Source organism: Mycobacterium seoulense (assembly GCF_010731595.1).
Taxonomy (GTDB): Bacteria; Actinomycetota; Actinomycetes; order Mycobacteriales; family Mycobacteriaceae; genus Mycobacterium; species Mycobacterium seoulense.
On sequence record NZ_AP022582.1, the window covers coordinates 258816 to 273590 of the forward strand.

A 14775-nucleotide genomic window follows, 5' to 3' on the forward strand; every position below is an offset into this window, starting at 1 on the left:
GACATCGGTCATGGTGGGTACTACTCCCTCGAGGTTGCCGCAATCAACCTGTCCGCCCGGGGCGGCAGACCGTCAGTCTGGCAGCGATGTTTGCACACCAGGCGCGCAGTCGAAGGCTGTTACGTAAACACCAGCTCACGGGCCGGCGACGAAACGGCGTTGAGCGCAGTAGCCACCACTCCGGCGCAGGGGCTGACGGTGGCGGGACCGCCGCGCTCCTCAGTCTGCTGAGTACACCGCTAACGGCCGGCGCCTAACGTCAGTGCGCGCCGGACAGGTTCAGCGTCACCACGCCGGCGATGATCAACGCGACCCCGACGACCTTGGCGACCGAGACCGTCGAGCCGAGAAACAGCACCGCGATGAGCACGATGAGCGCGGTGCCGATTGCCGACCACAATGCGTAGGCGACGTCTGTTTGCATGCCGCGCGAGATCGACACCGCCAGGAGCGCAAAGGAGATGGCGTAACCCGTGAGGCAGATGACCGTCGGCCACAGTCGGGTGAAGCCTTCAGTGCTCTTGAGCAGGCTGGTCGCGATCACCTCCGCGAAGATGGCGCAGAAGAGAAACAGGTAGGTCAAGACGCCTCCTCGCGTGCGGACGTACATGTATGTGTGTACAGGACTGTCGTGGAAGGATCGCGCCGTATGACCTTTCCCGCCCAACCGCTGCGGTTCGACGTGGGCGACGTGATCGGGGAGCAAGCGTCGCTGGCGGCGACCTACTATCCCGCGCGCACCGACGCGCAGGCGCTGGGTCTGTTGGTCTGTCTGCCGGGCGGCACCTACAGCCGTGACTACTGGGATCTACGCATCCCCGGCCATCACGGGTATAGCTTCGCCGAATTCGCCACCGGGAACGGCTACGCCGTGGTGACCATAGATCCGCTCGGTACCGGTGAAAGCTCGCAGCCGGCACGCCATTTCGACTTCAGCGACATCGCCGCCACGCTCGCGCATGCGGTTTCCGCGTTGCCCGGCGCCACCGGAATCCAGGCACCCCCGGTGGCCATGGCCCATTCCCTCGGTGGCTACCTGGCCATCACGCAGCAGGCGCTGTTCTCCAGCTTCACCGCGCTGGCCCTGCTCGGGTGCACCAATCAACACGTGGCGCCGCTGAACCTGGATCCGGCATTCATCGCCCGCGCGGCAACCGCACAGGGGCGCGCCGAGCTCGCCCGGGAGATACTTTCCGCCCTTCAGCAGCCCTACTTCGAGGGACCGCGCGAGCATCTGCAGAGCTGGTTCCACCTCAGCGACGTTCCGGCAGGCGTCGTGGCGGCGGACCGTGTCGTCGCGACGTCGATGGTGCCGCGGGTGTTCGGCACCGCCATGATCCCCGGTGTCGTCGCCGAACACGCCGCACTGATCGACGTCCCCGTGTTGATCGGCTACGGCGCCCTCGATGTCTCACCTGACCCGCGTGGCGAGGCGGCCCTGTATCGCAGCTGCCCGGACATCACCACCCTCGTAGTGGCCGACAGCGCGCATTGCCACAACATGGCGTCGAGCCGCCACCGGCTATGGCGACGCCTGCTCGACTGGGCCGCGACCGTAACCTTCCGATCGTGACAAGGGACTTGGATCGGCGACTGGATCGCCACGTGCCGGCGGTGCTCAGTGTGTTCCGGCTCGTCTACGGTTTGCTCTTCGCCGCATACGGCTCGAGGAGCCTGTTCGATTGGCCCGTCCGGTCGCCGGTTCGCATCGAGTTCGGATCCTGGCCCGGCTGGTACGCCGGGTTCATCGAGGTCGTTGCGGGTCTGCTCATCGCCACGGGCCTGTTCACCCGCGCCGTCGCGTTCGTGGCCTCGGGGCAGATGGCGGTCGCCTACTTCTGGATCCACCAACCCCAAGGGCTCTGGCCGGTCGCCGATCCGCCGGCGGGCAACGGTGGGGCGTTGGCGATCCTGTTCTGCTTCGCGTTCTTCCTGCTGGTCTTCACCGGCGGTGGACGCTACTCGATCGACGCGCTGCGCGGACGGCCCTTCCGGTAGACCGGGGATAATGGCATTCTCTGATACGGAGAAGCCATTTCCGTAGGAGGTCAAGGATGAGCGCGGACCAACGGTGCGATGGGATGGTGGCCCTCGTCACCGGCAGCAGCCGTGGGCTGGGCAAGGCGATCGCCGCACGGCTCGCCGCGCGCGGCGCCACGGTCGCGCTGACCGCCCGCACGATGGACCCCGACCCCAAATACCAGGGCTCGCTGAGCGAGACCCTGGGGGAGATCGTGGCCGCCGGCGGGAAGGCCGTCGCGGTCCAAGCCGATCTGTCGCAATCCGAGGAACGGGAAAGGCTTTTCGCCGAGGTGGTCAGCGCCGTAGGCGCCCCCGACATCTTGGTCAACAACGCGGCGGTGACCTTTCTGCGTCCCCTGGACGGTTTTCCCGAACGGCGGGCCCGCCTGATGATGGAGATGCATGTCCTCGGCCCACTGCAGTTGAGCCAGTTGGCGATTCCGGCGATGCGGGAGCGCGGGCGGGGCTGGATCCTGAACCTGACCTCGTTGGGCGGTGACCTGCCACCGGGACCGCCGTTCTCCGAGTTCGACCGCACCGCGGGCTTCGGCTTCTACGGCACGGTCAAGGCCGCACTCAACCGGCTGACGAAAAGCCTTGCGGCAGAGCTGTACGACGACGGGATCGCCGTCAACGCCGCCGCGCCCAGCAATCCGGTGGCCACGCCGGGAGCAGGCACCCTCGACCTGGCCAAGACCGGCACCGAAGACATCGAACTGATCACCGAGACGGCCTTCCGGTTGTGCACCGGTGACCCGAAGACCCTCACCGGGCGCATCGCGCACACCCGGCCCTTCCTCGCCGAGGTCGGCTGGACCAAGCCCGCCGGCTGAATGGCCGAGCTGGATCCCGACGAGCTGCGGCGGCGCCTGGCGGTCGCCGGCGTTATCGGCGTCGCCCCACTGTCCGGGGGCGCCTCCAGCCTCACGTTCGAAGGCGCCCTGGACGGCCGGCCCGTGGTGATCAAGGTTGCCCCGCCCGGCGTCGAACCGGTCGCGCATCGCGACGTGCTGCGTCAGGCCCGCATCTTGAAAGCGCTTGCCGGGACGCGGGTTCCGGTGCCCGAGGTGTTGTGGGAGGACCCGGGCGCGCCGCCGCGTACGCCGCCCTTGTTCGTGATGTCACACGTCGACGGCGAGTGCGTGGAACCGCTTTTCGACCGCTGTGCCGGTTCCCCCGCTCTTCCCGAGCGGTACCGCAACGCATGCCGGGTCATGGCCGCGCTGCACAATCTGTCGCCGAGCGGGCTTGGCCTGGGCGGTGAACCGATTGTCGATGCGGTCGCCGAAGTCCGGCGGTGGTGTGAAACGCTGCGAACCGTCGACGCGGCGCTGGTGCCCGACTGGCCGGACGTGCGCGACGCGTTGTTGAGTTGCGCCCCAACGCCTGTGCGGCCGAGCGTGGTGCATGGTGATTTCCGGCTGGGCAACCTGATGGCCGTCGGCTCCCGCGTCAACGCGGTCATCGATTGGGAAATCTGGTCGGTGGGCGATCCGCGCATCGACGCGGGTTGGTTTTTGATCAACTGCGACCCGGACACCTACCGGCGCGTTCCGGGGGCGGGGGGCATGGTGCCGCCCGTGGCCGAGCTCGCCGACATCTATCAAGAAGAGCTGGGTCGCGAGGTCACCGATCTGTCCTGGTTCAGGGCGCTGGCGTGCTTCAAGTCGGCGGCGACGTGGGCGCTGATCGTCAAGCACAACCGGCGAAGGCGCTCGCCACGGACGGAATTGGAGGCCATGGCGGCGACGCTTCCGCGGTTGCTGGCTCGGGCGCGGTCGCACCTCGACCGGCGGCGCAAGTGATCAGGCGCAGTTGGCGTGGAGATTTTGGCACCACATTCCGACACCACCCCAGTCGCCTGACGAGCCGACTGAATCTTCGTAAGGGTTCGTCATTGTCGTCGGGTACTGGATCTGCCATTCGTCGATCGTCGGGATGTCGTCCACCTGGCCCGGGTCCGGAGACGCGAGCGCTGTTCCGGCCGCAAATCCGGTGCTGCCCGTCAAAGCCGCAAGGGCCGTCAATCCCACGATGAGTAGAGCAGCAAATCTGCGTTTCATCGTCGCAACCCTTCCGTCGCCTGCCTGAACCGCCGGCTAACAGGGTAATCCTACCTTCGGCGTCTACATCGCATAAGAGTCACAAACACACAACAACTTTGGTCGGCCGCCCAGCAAATTTCGCGACTCGCGACGGCGGGTGCGTACGTTGGCGTGCGTGAGGCCGGTAGCCGTGGTCGTTCGTCGCGCGCTGGTGGTCGCCGTTTGCCTCGTCATGTCCGTGGTCGCGGCGCCGGCGGCGACCGCCGACCCCGATGACGGTCCCGAGATCGAGCCTGCCGCTGCAGCTTTGGCACCGGCCGGGGGGGCGGTGCCCTCGAATCCCCCCGTCATCCTCAACACCCCCGACGGCTGGACCCTGGGGCTGGGTGCGAAGGACGAGGCGCAACTCCCGGTGGCACCGCTGACCACCTCCATCGCCTCGCGCGAGTACATGGCCAGCGGCATCTTCGTCGGCTCGCTGAAAGGACCGGAAGAGCCCCACGGAATCCTGGAGGTGGGTTACCAGATCGGCTGCGGGATCGATATGAGCACATCCAACGGCGTGATCATGGAGGGTGGTGCCGGCATCATTCCGGGCGTCAGCCCCACCTTCGACACCACCGGTACACTGCCGCCGCTGCTGCCGTTCGTTTCGACCCCGATGAACGGCGTGATGAGCATCGGAATGAAGCCCGGCCTCGTCATCACGGTGCCGGTGATCAAGAAACAATTCAAGGGCGCCAATCCGTGGGTGATGATCAGCAACTTCCACATCAAGATCGACGGGTGCGTCGGCCAGTCGTTCATCCGCTCCTATGCGGTGCTCACTCGAATGACCGACCTCTCCGACGTCGTGCTGTCGTATGTCGGGGTCACCAAATCGGTCTAGCCGCGGGGTATGCCGGCCAGCTTGTCGGCGAACTTCGCTTCGGCGGCCGCGCGCAACCGGATCAAGTGCTCGGAGGGGAACAGGTCGGGCGCGGGCTCGCGGTCTTTCAACAGCAAGCGGGCCAGCGTCACCTTGTGCACCTCGGTCGGACCGTCGGCCAGGCCCAGCACGAACGACTCCACCAGGTACTGCACGAACGGCATCTCGTGGGTGGTGCCCAGTGATCCGTGCAGTTGCAGCGCCCGCGACGAGACATCGTGTAGCACCTTCTGCATCATCGCCTTCACCGCCGAAATGTCCGCCCGCACCGCCTTGTAGTCGTTGAATTGGTCTATCTTCCAAGCGGTTTGCAGGGTCAGCAGCCGGAAGGCCTCGATCTGCATCCACGAGTCGGCGATCACCTCCTGTACGAGTTGCTTGTTGGACAGCACCTCGCCCTGCGTGTACCGCGACACGGCCCGCTCGCAGAGCATGTCGAAGATCCGGCGGACCAGGCCGACGGTGCGCATCGCGTGGTGAATCCGCCCGCCGCCCAATCGGGTTTGCGCGACGACGAAGGCCCCACCCCGCGGACCCAGCATGTGATCGGCCGGCACGCGCACATTCTCGTAGCGGACATAGCCCTCACGCCCGCCGCCCAGTGGCTGGTAACCGAGGCCGACGTCGCGGAGCACGTTGATGCCTGCAGTGTCGCCCGGAACGACGAACATCGAATACCGCTGATAGGGCGGCGCGTCGGGGTCGGTCATGGCCATCACGATGATGAACGACGCCATCGAGGCGAACGACGAGAACCACTTCTCCCCGTTGATGATCCAGTGGTCGCCGTCGGGGACGGCGGTGGTACGGAACACCTTCGGGTCGGCGCCGCCCTGCGGCTCGGTCATCGAAAAGCAGGACACGATCCGGTTGTCGAGCAGCGGCTCGAGGTAGCGGGCCTTGAGCTCCGGGGTGCCGTAGTGGGCCAGGATTTCGCTGTTGCCCGAATCGGGAGCCTGGGAGCCGAAGACGATCGGCGCGCACTCCGAGCGCCCCAGGATCTCGTTGAGCAGAGCCAATTTCACCTGACCGAAGCCCGGGCCGCCCAGGTGCGGACCGAGGTGGGTGGCCCACAGGCCGCGCTCCCTGACGACCTCCTGCAGCGGCGGGATCAGCGCCTGGCGCACCGGATCGTTGAGGTCGTGCGACTCCTTGACGATCAGGTCGATCGGTTCGCACTCTTCGCGCACGAAGTCCTCGACCCATTCGAGTTGTCGCGCCCACTCGGGGTCGGTGGAGAAGTCCCACGACATGCGCCGTCCTCTCTAGGTTGCTGACTGTGAGCCGCTTTGGGCTACCACGCCCGCGCACTCGAGCGCGGTGATGGCATCGGCGTCCAACCCCAGTTCGCGCAGCAGTGTGCGCGTGTGGTCGCCCGGAAGCGAGGGCGATGTGGGAACTGGCGGCCGGGTTCGGGAGAACCGGGGTGCCGGCGCGGGTTGGGTGACTCCGTCGACGTCGATGAACGTCTCCCGCGCGGCTAGGTGCGGGTGCCGTGGTGCCTCGGTCAGCGAAAGGACCGGCGTCGCACAGCATCCCGGGGTGTCGAGCAGCCGCTCCCACTGCTCGCGCGATTTCTCGGCGAAGCGGGCGGCCAGCGTGGCGCGGTGCGCGGCCCACGTTTCCGGCGCTTCGTCATCGTGGGGCACGTCGACGCCGAGGCGATCGCACAGCTCCGCGTAGAACTTCGGCTCCATCGCGCCGACGGCGAAATGGCCGCCGTCGGCCGTGGGGTAGACGCCGTAGAAGTGGGCGGCACCGTCGAGCAGATTGTCGTGGCGCCGGTCGCGCCAGGTGCCGGCGGGCACCATCCCGAAATACGGCGCCAACAGCGTGGCGACGCCGTCGACCATCGCGACATCGAGCACCTGACCGGTTCCGGATTCGCGGGCCTCGAGGATTGCGCTCAGCAGGCCGACGGCCAACAGCATGCCGCCGCCGCCGTAGTCCCCGACCAGATTCAGCGGCGGCACCGGGGATTCGGCGGTGCCGATACCGTGCAGGGCGCCCGCCAGGGCGATGTAGTTGATGTCGTGCCCGGCGTGGGCGGCCAAAGGCCCGTCCTGTCCATACCCGGTCATGCGGGCGTACACCAGGCGGGGATTGCGCTCGCACAACTCGTCCGGGCCGATGCCCAGGCGTTCGGCCACCCCGGGCCGGTACACGTCGACGAAGGCATCCGCGTCGGCGACCAGGCGGTGAACCAGGTCCCTGCCGCGGGGATCCTTCACGTCGGCGGCAAGCGACCGCTGGCTACGACGCACCGTGTAGTCGATGGGGAGCGGACCGCCCACACCCGGGAGACCATCGACGCGGATGACGTCGGCGCCCAAGTCGCCCAACAGCATTCCGCAGAACGGCGCGGGACCCAGGCCGCCCATCATGACGATGCGCACGCCACGCAGCGGTCCCGTCATGACGACCACTTCTTGCGGCGCTCGGCCGCCTCGTCCGTGGCGTGTGAGATCACCTGGTTGCGGTTCTCCAGCTCCAGAGCTGCCGACAGGCTCGCGGCGTCGGTGTTGACCTGCAGGGCACGCTTGGTCAGTCGTGCGCCAAGCGGGGAATGGCTCGCTATCAGCGCCGCCAACTCGACGGCCCTTTCGGCCAACCGCTCCGGCTCAACCACCTCACTGACCAGACCGCGCCGATCGGCTTCGGTGGCCGAAACGGTGCGACCGGTGAGCATCCAGTCGGCGGCCACGCTGGTGCCGACGATGCGCGGCAGGTGGTAGCTCATGCCCATCTCGGCGCCGGAGAGGCCGAGCAGGATGGCGGCATTGCCGAACGATGCTGTCTGCGAACAGATTCGGATGTCGGCCGCCAGGCACAGCGCGAGTCCGGCTCCGACACAGGGGCCGTTGACCGCGGCGACGACGGGTTGCGGCAATGCCCGGACGGCTTCCGCCAGGGCGGCCATCCTCTCCTGGAAGCGCATCCGGTCCAGCGCGGGTGCGGTGGCCTCCAGCATCGAAGGGCCGAAGTCCCGCACGTCGATACCCGCGCAAAAGCCGCGCCCGGCACCGGTCAGCACCACGGCACGCACTGAGCTGTCGTTAGCCAAATCGGCCAGCGTCTGGCCCAATTCGGTTTGCATCACCTCGTTGATGGCGTTGAGCTGCTTCGGGCGGTTCAGGCACAGCACGGCGACACCATCGCACGGCCGCTCGAGCTCCAGCGCGCTCGGCATGGTCACACTCGCTCGATAATGGTCGCCGTACCCATTCCGCCGCCGGTACACATCGTCACCAGACCCGTTGTCAGATCACGGCGTTTGAGCTCGTCCAGGAGAGTGCCGATGAGCATCGCCCCGGTGGCTCCGATGGGGTGGCCGAGGGCAATGGCACCGCCGTTGACGTTGACCACCTCGGGGTCGATGTCGAGATCGCGCATCGTCTTGAGCGGAACCGCGGCGAAGGCTTCGTTGATTTCCCAGAGGTCGATGTCTGCCACCGTCATCCCGGCTCGTTCCAGACACCGCTGCGCCGCCGGTCCGGGCGCGGTGAGCATGATGATCGGTTCGCTGCCGATCGCCGCGGTGGCGCGAACCTGTGCGCGCGGGGTGACGCCTTCGGCATGCATCCAGTTGGAGGATGCGACCAGCACCGCGGCGGCGCCGTCGACCACCCCGGACGAATTGCCCGCGTGGTGCACATGATCGATGTGGTCGATGCCGGGGTAGCGCTCGAGGCAGATCTCGTCGAACGTGCGTTGCTCACCGTCGGCGCGGGTGCCGCCCATCGCGGCGAAGGCAGGCTTGAGGCGTGCCAACGCCTCGGCGGTGGTGCCGGGGCGCGGATGTTCGTCGCGTCCGAACGGACCGTTGGGTGTCGGGACGTCGACCAGCGAACGCACGAACCTTCCCTCCTCGATCGCCGCCGCGGCGCGGCTCTGGCTTTGCGCGGCGTAGGCGTCGACCGTTTCCCGGCTGAACCCCTCCAACGTGGCGATCAGGTCGGCCGAAATACCTTGGGGGACTGTGGGGTAACGCGCCCGGAAGTCGGGATTGTCGCCGTCGATCGTCGGGATTCCCGCGGTGGCGTCCCACCGGGACATCGACTCGACTCCACCGGCGATCACCAGATCCGCGTTGCCGGCGGCGATCGATGACGCCGCGACCGTGACGGCTTGTTGGCCGGATCCGCAGAATCGGTTCAGCGTCATTCCCGGCACGGTCTCGGGCCAGCCCGCGACGAGAACCGACAGGCGCGCGATGTCGTCGCCGTGGTCACCGCTGAGGATGCCGTTGCCCGCGATCACGTCATCGACGTCGGCCGGGTCGAAGCCGGTCCGCTCGGCCAGCGCGGTGAGGCAACGGGCGAGCAAGGCCTGCGGATGGACGGCGTGCAGTCCGCCGTCGGGGCGGCCTCGGCCGCGTGGCGTGCGCACCGCATCGAGGATCCAGGCGTCGATGACGGACTCCCATCTGTCGGGGGGCAGGGACCTCGCAGATCATGAGTGATCGTAATTCGTCTCTCGGCTTCGGAGAACATCCTTCTCCTAATTGGCGAAGCTATTCTCGCGAAGTGCAAGAAATGGCGCCTTTGGTCACGTCCGCCACACGAGCCTCGGGGCGGAAGGAATCGACCGTTTGCCCGCCTTCGAGCGACAATGCCGGATAGCCGGCATCGCGCAGTCACGTTGTCGCTTGGAGGCGGGCAAAAGCGCAGTCCTCCGGCGGCATGACTGGTGTGGCCAATGTGAACCGAGGGCGAGCTTCAGCTTTGAGCCGGCTCCGATCGTTCGGGCGGCAGTGACTGCCCCAGAACGGCATCGCCGTAGAAGCCCACCCGAAGCAAAGCGGTGATCTCGCTGACCAATGGCATCCTCGGATTCGTGCGGTTGCTGAGGTCCTCGAACGCCGTCATCGCCAACGCGGGCAGCGCCGCCAGGAACTCCTTTTCGTCGACGCCGTACTCCCGCAGCGATCGCGGCATGTTCAGTCGGTTCAGCAGATCGTCAACCCCACCGAACAGCCGGGCTCGGCACTCGTCGGGCTCGTGACCACCGAAGATCAGCTGGCCGAGCTGCGCGTATTTGTCCGGCGCCACGTAGGCGGAATATCCCGGCGCGGGCATGAACTTGCTCGGCAGGCTGGCGTTGTAGCGCAGCACATGCGGCAGGAATATCCCGTTCGCCCGGCCATGTGAGATCCCGAATTTGGCGCCGACGGCATGGGCGAGCGCGTGGTTGGTCCCGACGAACGCATTCGAGAAGGCGAGCCCCGCCAGGGTTGCCGCATTGGACATGCTCGTTCGCGCGGATAGGTCGTCGGGATGTTCGTACGATCTCGGCAGCGCGTCGAAGATCAGTCGTGCCGCCTGGGCGCACAACGCATCCGTATAGGGCGAGGCGAAGATCGAGACCGCCGCCTCCAGGGCATGGGTCAGCGCGTCGATGCCCGTGTCAGCGGTCAGCTTTTGCGGCATCGAGGAGGTCAGGACCGGGTCGACGATCGCGAGATCTGGTACCAGGCTGTAGTCGACGAGCGTCTCCTTCTTGCCGCGTACCGTCAGCACCGCCGCCGGCGAGACTTCCGAACCGGTGCCCGATGTCGTTGGGACGGCGACTAATTGGACTCGGTGACGGTCGGTCGGATAGTCCGCCACGCGCTTGCGCGGGTCGAGAAACGGCATCGTCAATTCGTCGATGCTTTTCTCCGGGTGTTCGTAGAACAGCCTGATCGCCTTGCCGGCGTCGAGCACCGAGCCGCCGCCGATGGCTATCAACAGATCGGGCTGCACCCGCTGTAGCAGCTCGACGCCGCGGCGGATGGTCGTCTCGTCGGGCTCCGGCGTCACCTCGCTGAACACCTGCACGTGCTTGGTGCGCAACTTGCCCCGCAGCAGGTCGACCACGCCGCGCTCTTCGGTCAGGGCATCGGTGATCACCATGACGATTTCGCAGTCGAGCTCACGCAGGTTGTCGAGTGCACCCTCGTTGAAGTAGGTGTTGGCCGGGACGCGGAACCACTGCGGCGGCGTGCGGCGCCGCGAGACGGTCTTGATGTTCAGCAGCTGCCGGTAGTTGACGTTTTCTGTGGTGCTCGACCCACCCCACGTGCCGCAACCCAGCGAGAAGGTGGGGGTCAGGTCGTTGTAGACCCCGCCGAGAGCCCCGACCGCGGTGGGTGCGTTCACCAGGATGCGGCCGGTGCGGACCGCCAGACTGTATGCCTCGATGACGTCCTCGTCGTTGGCGTAGATCGCCGAGGTGTGGCCCAATCCTCCGTGCTCGGTGACCAGGACGGCGACGTCGATGGCGTGCCGGACACTGCGCGCCCGCACCACCCCGAGCACCGGCATCAGCTTCTCCTGCACCAGCGGGTGCGAGGCGAGTTCGTCCAGGCCGGCCGGCAGCGGGGCCAGCAGGACCTTCACCGTCGGTGACACGCTGAAGCCCGCTCGGGCGGCCAGCTCCGACGCCTTCTGCCCGACCGCCTCGTGCGAGATCTTGTCGCCGCAGCCAAACGCGAACTCTGCCAGAGCGTTTGCCTCATCCGGGGTGAGCAACCGGGCGCCCATCCGCTCGAACTCGGCGATCACCTCGTCATACACTTCGTCGTCGATGACGCAGGTCTGCTCGGCGGGGCAAATGACCGACGAATCAAAGGTTTTCGAGATCAGGATGTCGACGACGGCGCCCTTGAGGTCTGCGGTCTTGTGAAGGTAGATCGGTGCGTTGCCGGGACCGACGGACAGGCCGGGCTTTCCGGCCGAATTCGCCAGCGCGACGATCTTCGGTCCACCGGTCACCCAGATGAAATCGACTCCCGGGTGTTTGAACAGATAGTGCGTCACCTCGTGCGCGGCGTCGGGGATGACCTGCAGCGCCCCCGGTGGCATTCCGGCCGCTTCGGCCGCCGCGCGGATGATCTCCAGGCTGCGTTCGCAGCAGCGCACGGCATACGGTGACGGTCGGAAAAGAATCGCGTTGCGGGTCTTGGCGGCGACGATCGCCTTGAACAGCACTGTCGACGTCGGGTTGGTCACCGGGGTAATGGCCAGCACGACCCCGATCGGCTCGGCCAGGTAGGCGATGTTGTGCTCGACGTCCTCGTCGATGACCCCCACCGATTTCTTGCCACGCAGATAGTCGTGCAGAAACTCGGTGGCCACATAGTTCTTGACCACCTTGTCCTCGAACACGCCGAAACCCGTCTCCTCAATGGCGACGGCCGCCAGTTCCCCGGCGGCGCGTACCCCGGCGCGCACCATCGCCTCGACGATCGCATCGACCTGCTGCTGGTCAAGGTTGCGGAAGGCTCGGGCCGCCACGGCCGCCCTGTCGACGATCGCATCGACTTCGCGTCTGCGCTGCTCGGCGAGCGAGGGTGCTTCGGTGGAGGCGGACTCGGTTTGCGTTGTGGTCATGATCGCGTTCTCGGCTCAGGAAGGGACACTGGGGTCTCCAGAATGAGCAGATGCTACGCCGTACGCCTCGATGCGAAGTAGAGCTGAAAGGCCCTCGACGAGCTGGCCCGGGCAGGCCACATCTGGCGCGTGCGGACCCTCCGCGGTGCCCAGACGCGGCCGATACTGGCGCTCATGCACATCACCGTCGACTATGACCTGTGTGAGGGGCACGGGCAGTGCCTGCTGGCCGCTCCCGACGTCTTCGACATTCCCGACGGCGCCGAACAAGTCGTGGTGCTCGAGCCGGACCCGCCGGAAGCCGACCGCGAACGCCTGCTTCGGGCGGCCGCCATGTGCCCCGCGCAGGCGATCCGGATCCTCAACTGATCCGGCCGGTTTCGGCAACGTCGTCGAGCAGCCGGTAACGCCCGGCCAACGCGGCGGCGGCAGTGCGGTTGGTGACCCGAAGCTTGTGCAGCAGCGCGGCCACCATGCGTTTGGCCGTTCGCTCCGACACCAGCATCCGCTGGGCGATGTCGCCGGTCTCCATGCCGGTCGCGAGCAGGGTCCATAGTTGGAGGTCCTGGGCGCTGAGGTTGTCCAGCAGCTCCGACGGCGGCTTTCGCGTGTTGCTCAGCAACGCATCGAGCAGCGTGCCGTCGACGACGCGCAGGCCCTCCGCGATCGTCCATAGCGGCCCGGCCAGCGCCTCGGGCCGCGCGGTCTTGGGCAGGAAACCGTCCGCGCCGGCCCGCAAGGCCTCTTCGGCCAGCGCCAGGTCCTCGGTCCCCGACAGGGCCAGGATCCGGGTCTTCGCGTGGCGCGCCTTGATGTGGCGGATGGCGGCGACCCCGCCCAGCGGCGGCATCGACAGGTCGATGATGGCGACATCGGCGTCGCAGCGGGCCACCAGGTCGGCGGCCTCCTCCACATATGTGGTCTGGCCGCCGACGGTGAACAGTTCGCCCCACTCACGGCTGAGCAACAGGGCAAGGCCCTGGGCGAACAGCTCATGGTCGTCCACGATCACCACGACGTACGGCGAGCGGGTCATTGCCGCGATGCTAGCCCCAACTCTATGGTCAGCTGGGTGAGACCGCTCGATGAGTTCGAAACCACCGTGGACTTCGGCGGCGAGGACTACGGGCTGGCCCGCACCGTCGTGGCGGTACGGGTCGCCGTGGTCATCTCGATCGGCGTGCTGGTGGCAATCGGCCCGCAATGGGTCCGTCAGCACACGGTGGCCACCGTGGCGGTGTTGGGCGCCGCGCTCGTCTACGCGGCCATAGTGATGGCCTATCCACAGATGGAGGTCCGTCGCACTCGGTACGCATGGCTGGTGACCGGCTTCGACTCGGCGTTCACGCTGGCGATCATCGCGTTGAGCGGAGGCGTCTACAGCCCGGTGGTCGCGGTGTTGGCGCTGGCGGTCATCGCCTCGGCGGCGCGGCTGTCGTTCAGGGAAACCTTGCTGGTCGCGGTCCTTTTGGGCGCCGCGTACATCCCCGTGGCGCTGACGTCGTCGCCGAGGCTTCCGGTCACCGCGGCCCCGGCGCTACAGGCCGGCTGGTCGGCGGTGTACCTGATCTTCGTCGCGATCATCACCGCGGGGCTGTCCGCGCTCGCCGAGCGTGAACATCGCTCCCGGGTGCGCGCGCTGGTAGAGGCCGAGGCCGAACACGCCGCCGCCGATGAGGAACGTGACCTTCGGGCCCGCCTGCTGCGGTCCTACCAGTCGCAGCAGGATGGACTTCAGGTGCTGGTGCACGAGTTCCGCACTCCCGTCACGTCTTTGGAGGCGCTGACCGAGGCGCTGACTGCCGACCAGCCGATGTCGCCGGCCGACCGGGACACGAGTCTGCAGCTGGTGGCCCGCCACGTGCACCATCTGACCGACATGCTCGACGCCCTCTCCGACGTCGCGCTGAGCCGCCGTCCGACATTCTCGGCGGGCCGGGTGCGCCGCGTCGACGTGGCCGACCTCATCGTCGCCGCCGCCGATGCCGTCGGCCTGGCGGCGCCGCGGTTGCGGCTGAGCGTCGGGGCCGACGTCGGGGCCGTGGCCGTGAACGCCCAAGGGCTGCGCCGGCTGCTGACCAACCTGCTGGAGAACGCCTCCCGGCACGGCCGGCGTGAGCCGGTCGACGTCACCTGTTCGCGCGAACGCGACGAGTTGGTGTTCACCGTGGCCGACCGCGGGCCGGGTATCCCGGCCGAAAACCTCGGGGAGCTGACCGCCAAGTACGTCAGTGTCGGCGGCCAACGTGGCACCGCCGGCCTCGGCCTGTGGATCGTGCAGCAGATCGCCGAGGCGATGGGTGGCCGGGTCGACTTCGCCGCGCGCGACGGCGGCGGCCTGGTCGCCAGCTTCCGCGCACCCATCGCCTGATCGCCGGTTCCATGCGCTGGCCCGCGCAGGCCAGTG

15 protein-coding genes are annotated in these 14775 nt (G+C 67.3%); 7 read left to right on the top strand and 8 right to left on the bottom strand.

The features are described from left to right. Positions 1-259: 259 nt before the first annotated feature. A complete protein-coding gene (locus tag G6N37_RS01265; protein WP_163674858.1) occupies positions 260-583 on the bottom strand; it encodes a DMT family transporter in 324 nt (107 codons plus the stop codon). Between the two features lie 66 nt (positions 584-649). Here G6N37_RS01265 and G6N37_RS01270 point away from each other — a divergent pair, with 66 nt between their 5' ends. The 4 genes from G6N37_RS01270 to G6N37_RS01285 are packed head-to-tail and all read left to right on the top strand — an operon-like array spanning position 650 to position 3827. Further along, positions 650-1573: an alpha/beta hydrolase gene (locus tag G6N37_RS01270; RefSeq protein WP_163674861.1), complete on the top strand. Its 924-nt coding sequence runs from the start codon at positions 650-652 to the stop codon at positions 1571-1573. Continuing rightward, positions 1570-1998: a DoxX family protein gene (locus tag G6N37_RS01275; RefSeq protein ID WP_163674863.1), complete on the top strand. Its 429-nt coding sequence runs from the start codon at positions 1570-1572 to the stop codon at positions 1996-1998. The genes G6N37_RS01270 and G6N37_RS01275 overlap by 4 nt, the downstream gene beginning before the upstream one ends. A gap of 56 nt (positions 1999-2054) precedes the next feature. Next, positions 2055-2855 (top strand): SDR family NAD(P)-dependent oxidoreductase, encoded by an 801-nt coding sequence (locus tag G6N37_RS01280; RefSeq protein WP_163674866.1) that lies wholly within the window; start codon positions 2055-2057, stop codon positions 2853-2855. Next, on the top strand, positions 2856-3827 hold the full coding sequence (locus G6N37_RS01285; protein ID WP_163674869.1) for a phosphotransferase family protein: 972 nt from the start codon (positions 2856-2858) through the stop codon (positions 3825-3827). On the opposite strand, the gene G6N37_RS01290 is transcribed toward G6N37_RS01285, so the two are convergent. Next, positions 3828-4085, bottom strand: a complete 258-nt coding sequence (locus tag G6N37_RS01290; RefSeq protein WP_163674872.1) for a hypothetical protein — start codon at positions 4083-4085, stop codon at positions 3828-3830. It lies immediately after the preceding gene. A gap of 214 nt (positions 4086-4299) precedes the next feature. On the opposite strand from G6N37_RS01290, the gene G6N37_RS01295 reads away from it, so the two are divergent. Continuing rightward, on the top strand, positions 4300-4956 hold the full coding sequence (locus G6N37_RS01295) for an MspA family porin (RefSeq protein ID WP_163684418.1): 657 nt from the start codon (positions 4300-4302) through the stop codon (positions 4954-4956). Here the strand turns inward: G6N37_RS01295 and G6N37_RS01300 are convergent. The 5 genes from G6N37_RS01300 to adhE all read right to left on the bottom strand — a co-directional run bounded on the left by G6N37_RS01300 (position 4953) and on the right by adhE (position 12368). Then, entirely contained in the window at positions 4953-6248 is a 1296-nt protein-coding gene (locus G6N37_RS01300) for an acyl-CoA dehydrogenase family protein (RefSeq protein ID WP_163674874.1), read from the bottom strand. The genes G6N37_RS01295 and G6N37_RS01300 overlap by 4 nt on opposite strands. Before the next feature lie 12 nt (positions 6249-6260). Further along, complete coding sequence (locus tag G6N37_RS01305) at positions 6261-7412, bottom strand: CaiB/BaiF CoA transferase family protein (RefSeq protein WP_163674876.1); 1152 nt, start codon at positions 7410-7412, stop codon at positions 6261-6263. Then, on the bottom strand, positions 7409-8185 hold the full coding sequence (locus G6N37_RS01310; protein ID WP_163684422.1) for an enoyl-CoA hydratase/isomerase family protein: 777 nt from the start codon (positions 8183-8185) through the stop codon (positions 7409-7411). Before G6N37_RS01310 ends, G6N37_RS01305 begins: the two co-directional genes overlap by 4 nt. 2 nt (positions 8186-8187) lie before the next feature. Continuing rightward, positions 8188-9384 (bottom strand): acetyl-CoA C-acetyltransferase, encoded by a 1197-nt coding sequence (locus G6N37_RS01315; protein ID WP_232075232.1) that lies wholly within the window; start codon positions 9382-9384, stop codon positions 8188-8190. A gap of 329 nt (positions 9385-9713) precedes the next feature. Further along, entirely contained in the window at positions 9714-12368 is a 2655-nt protein-coding gene (adhE, locus tag G6N37_RS01320) for a bifunctional acetaldehyde-CoA/alcohol dehydrogenase (protein ID WP_163674880.1), read from the bottom strand. Between the two features lie 174 nt (positions 12369-12542). On the opposite strand from adhE, the gene G6N37_RS01325 reads away from it, so the two are divergent. Then, positions 12543-12737: a ferredoxin gene (locus tag G6N37_RS01325; RefSeq protein ID WP_083172667.1), complete on the top strand. Its 195-nt coding sequence runs from the start codon at positions 12543-12545 to the stop codon at positions 12735-12737. Here G6N37_RS01325 and G6N37_RS01330 read toward each other — a convergent pair. After that, positions 12730-13404: a response regulator transcription factor gene (locus tag G6N37_RS01330; RefSeq protein ID WP_174813775.1), complete on the bottom strand. Its 675-nt coding sequence runs from the start codon at positions 13402-13404 to the stop codon at positions 12730-12732. The genes G6N37_RS01325 and G6N37_RS01330 overlap by 8 nt on opposite strands. 36 nt (positions 13405-13440) lie before the next feature. Here G6N37_RS01330 and G6N37_RS01335 point away from each other — a divergent pair, with 36 nt between their 5' ends. After that, positions 13441-14739 carry a sensor histidine kinase gene (locus tag G6N37_RS01335; protein WP_232075234.1) on the top strand — a complete coding sequence of 433 codons (1299 nt, stop codon included), beginning with the start codon at positions 13441-13443 and terminating at the stop codon, positions 14737-14739. Positions 14740-14775 lie beyond the last annotated feature (36 nt).

What these genes read in the sequence shown, in the direction of transcription:
- G6N37_RS01270 (WP_163674861.1), top strand. Translation starts at nt 650, where the DNA reads ATGACCTTTCCCGCCCAACCGCTGCGGTTCGACGTGGGCGACGTGATC.
- G6N37_RS01280 (WP_163674866.1), top strand. Translation starts at nt 2,055, where the DNA reads ATGAGCGCGGACCAACGGTGCGATGGGATGGTGGCCCTCGTCACCGGC.
- G6N37_RS01285 (WP_163674869.1), top strand. Translation starts at nt 2,856, where the DNA reads ATGGCCGAGCTGGATCCCGACGAGCTGCGGCGGCGCCTGGCGGTCGCC.
- G6N37_RS01290 (WP_163674872.1), bottom strand. Translation starts at nt 4,085, where the DNA reads ATGAAACGCAGATTTGCTGCTCTACTCATCGTGGGATTGACGGCCCTT.
- G6N37_RS01295 (WP_163684418.1), top strand. Translation starts at nt 4,300, where the DNA reads ATGTCCGTGGTCGCGGCGCCGGCGGCGACCGCCGACCCCGATGACGGT.
- G6N37_RS01300 (WP_163674874.1), bottom strand. Translation starts at nt 6,248, where the DNA reads ATGTCGTGGGACTTCTCCACCGACCCCGAGTGGGCGCGACAACTCGAA.
- G6N37_RS01305 (WP_163674876.1), bottom strand. Translation starts at nt 7,412, where the DNA reads ATGACGGGACCGCTGCGTGGCGTGCGCATCGTCATGATGGGCGGCCTG.
- G6N37_RS01310 (WP_163684422.1), bottom strand. Translation starts at nt 8,185, where the DNA reads ATGCCGAGCGCGCTGGAGCTCGAGCGGCCGTGCGATGGTGTCGCCGTG.
- adhE (WP_163674880.1), bottom strand. Translation starts at nt 12,368, where the DNA reads ATGACCACAACGCAAACCGAGTCCGCCTCCACCGAAGCACCCTCGCTC.
- G6N37_RS01325 (WP_083172667.1), top strand. Translation starts at nt 12,543, where the DNA reads ATGCACATCACCGTCGACTATGACCTGTGTGAGGGGCACGGGCAGTGC.
- G6N37_RS01330 (WP_174813775.1), bottom strand. Translation starts at nt 13,404, where the DNA reads ATGACCCGCTCGCCGTACGTCGTGGTGATCGTGGACGACCATGAGCTG.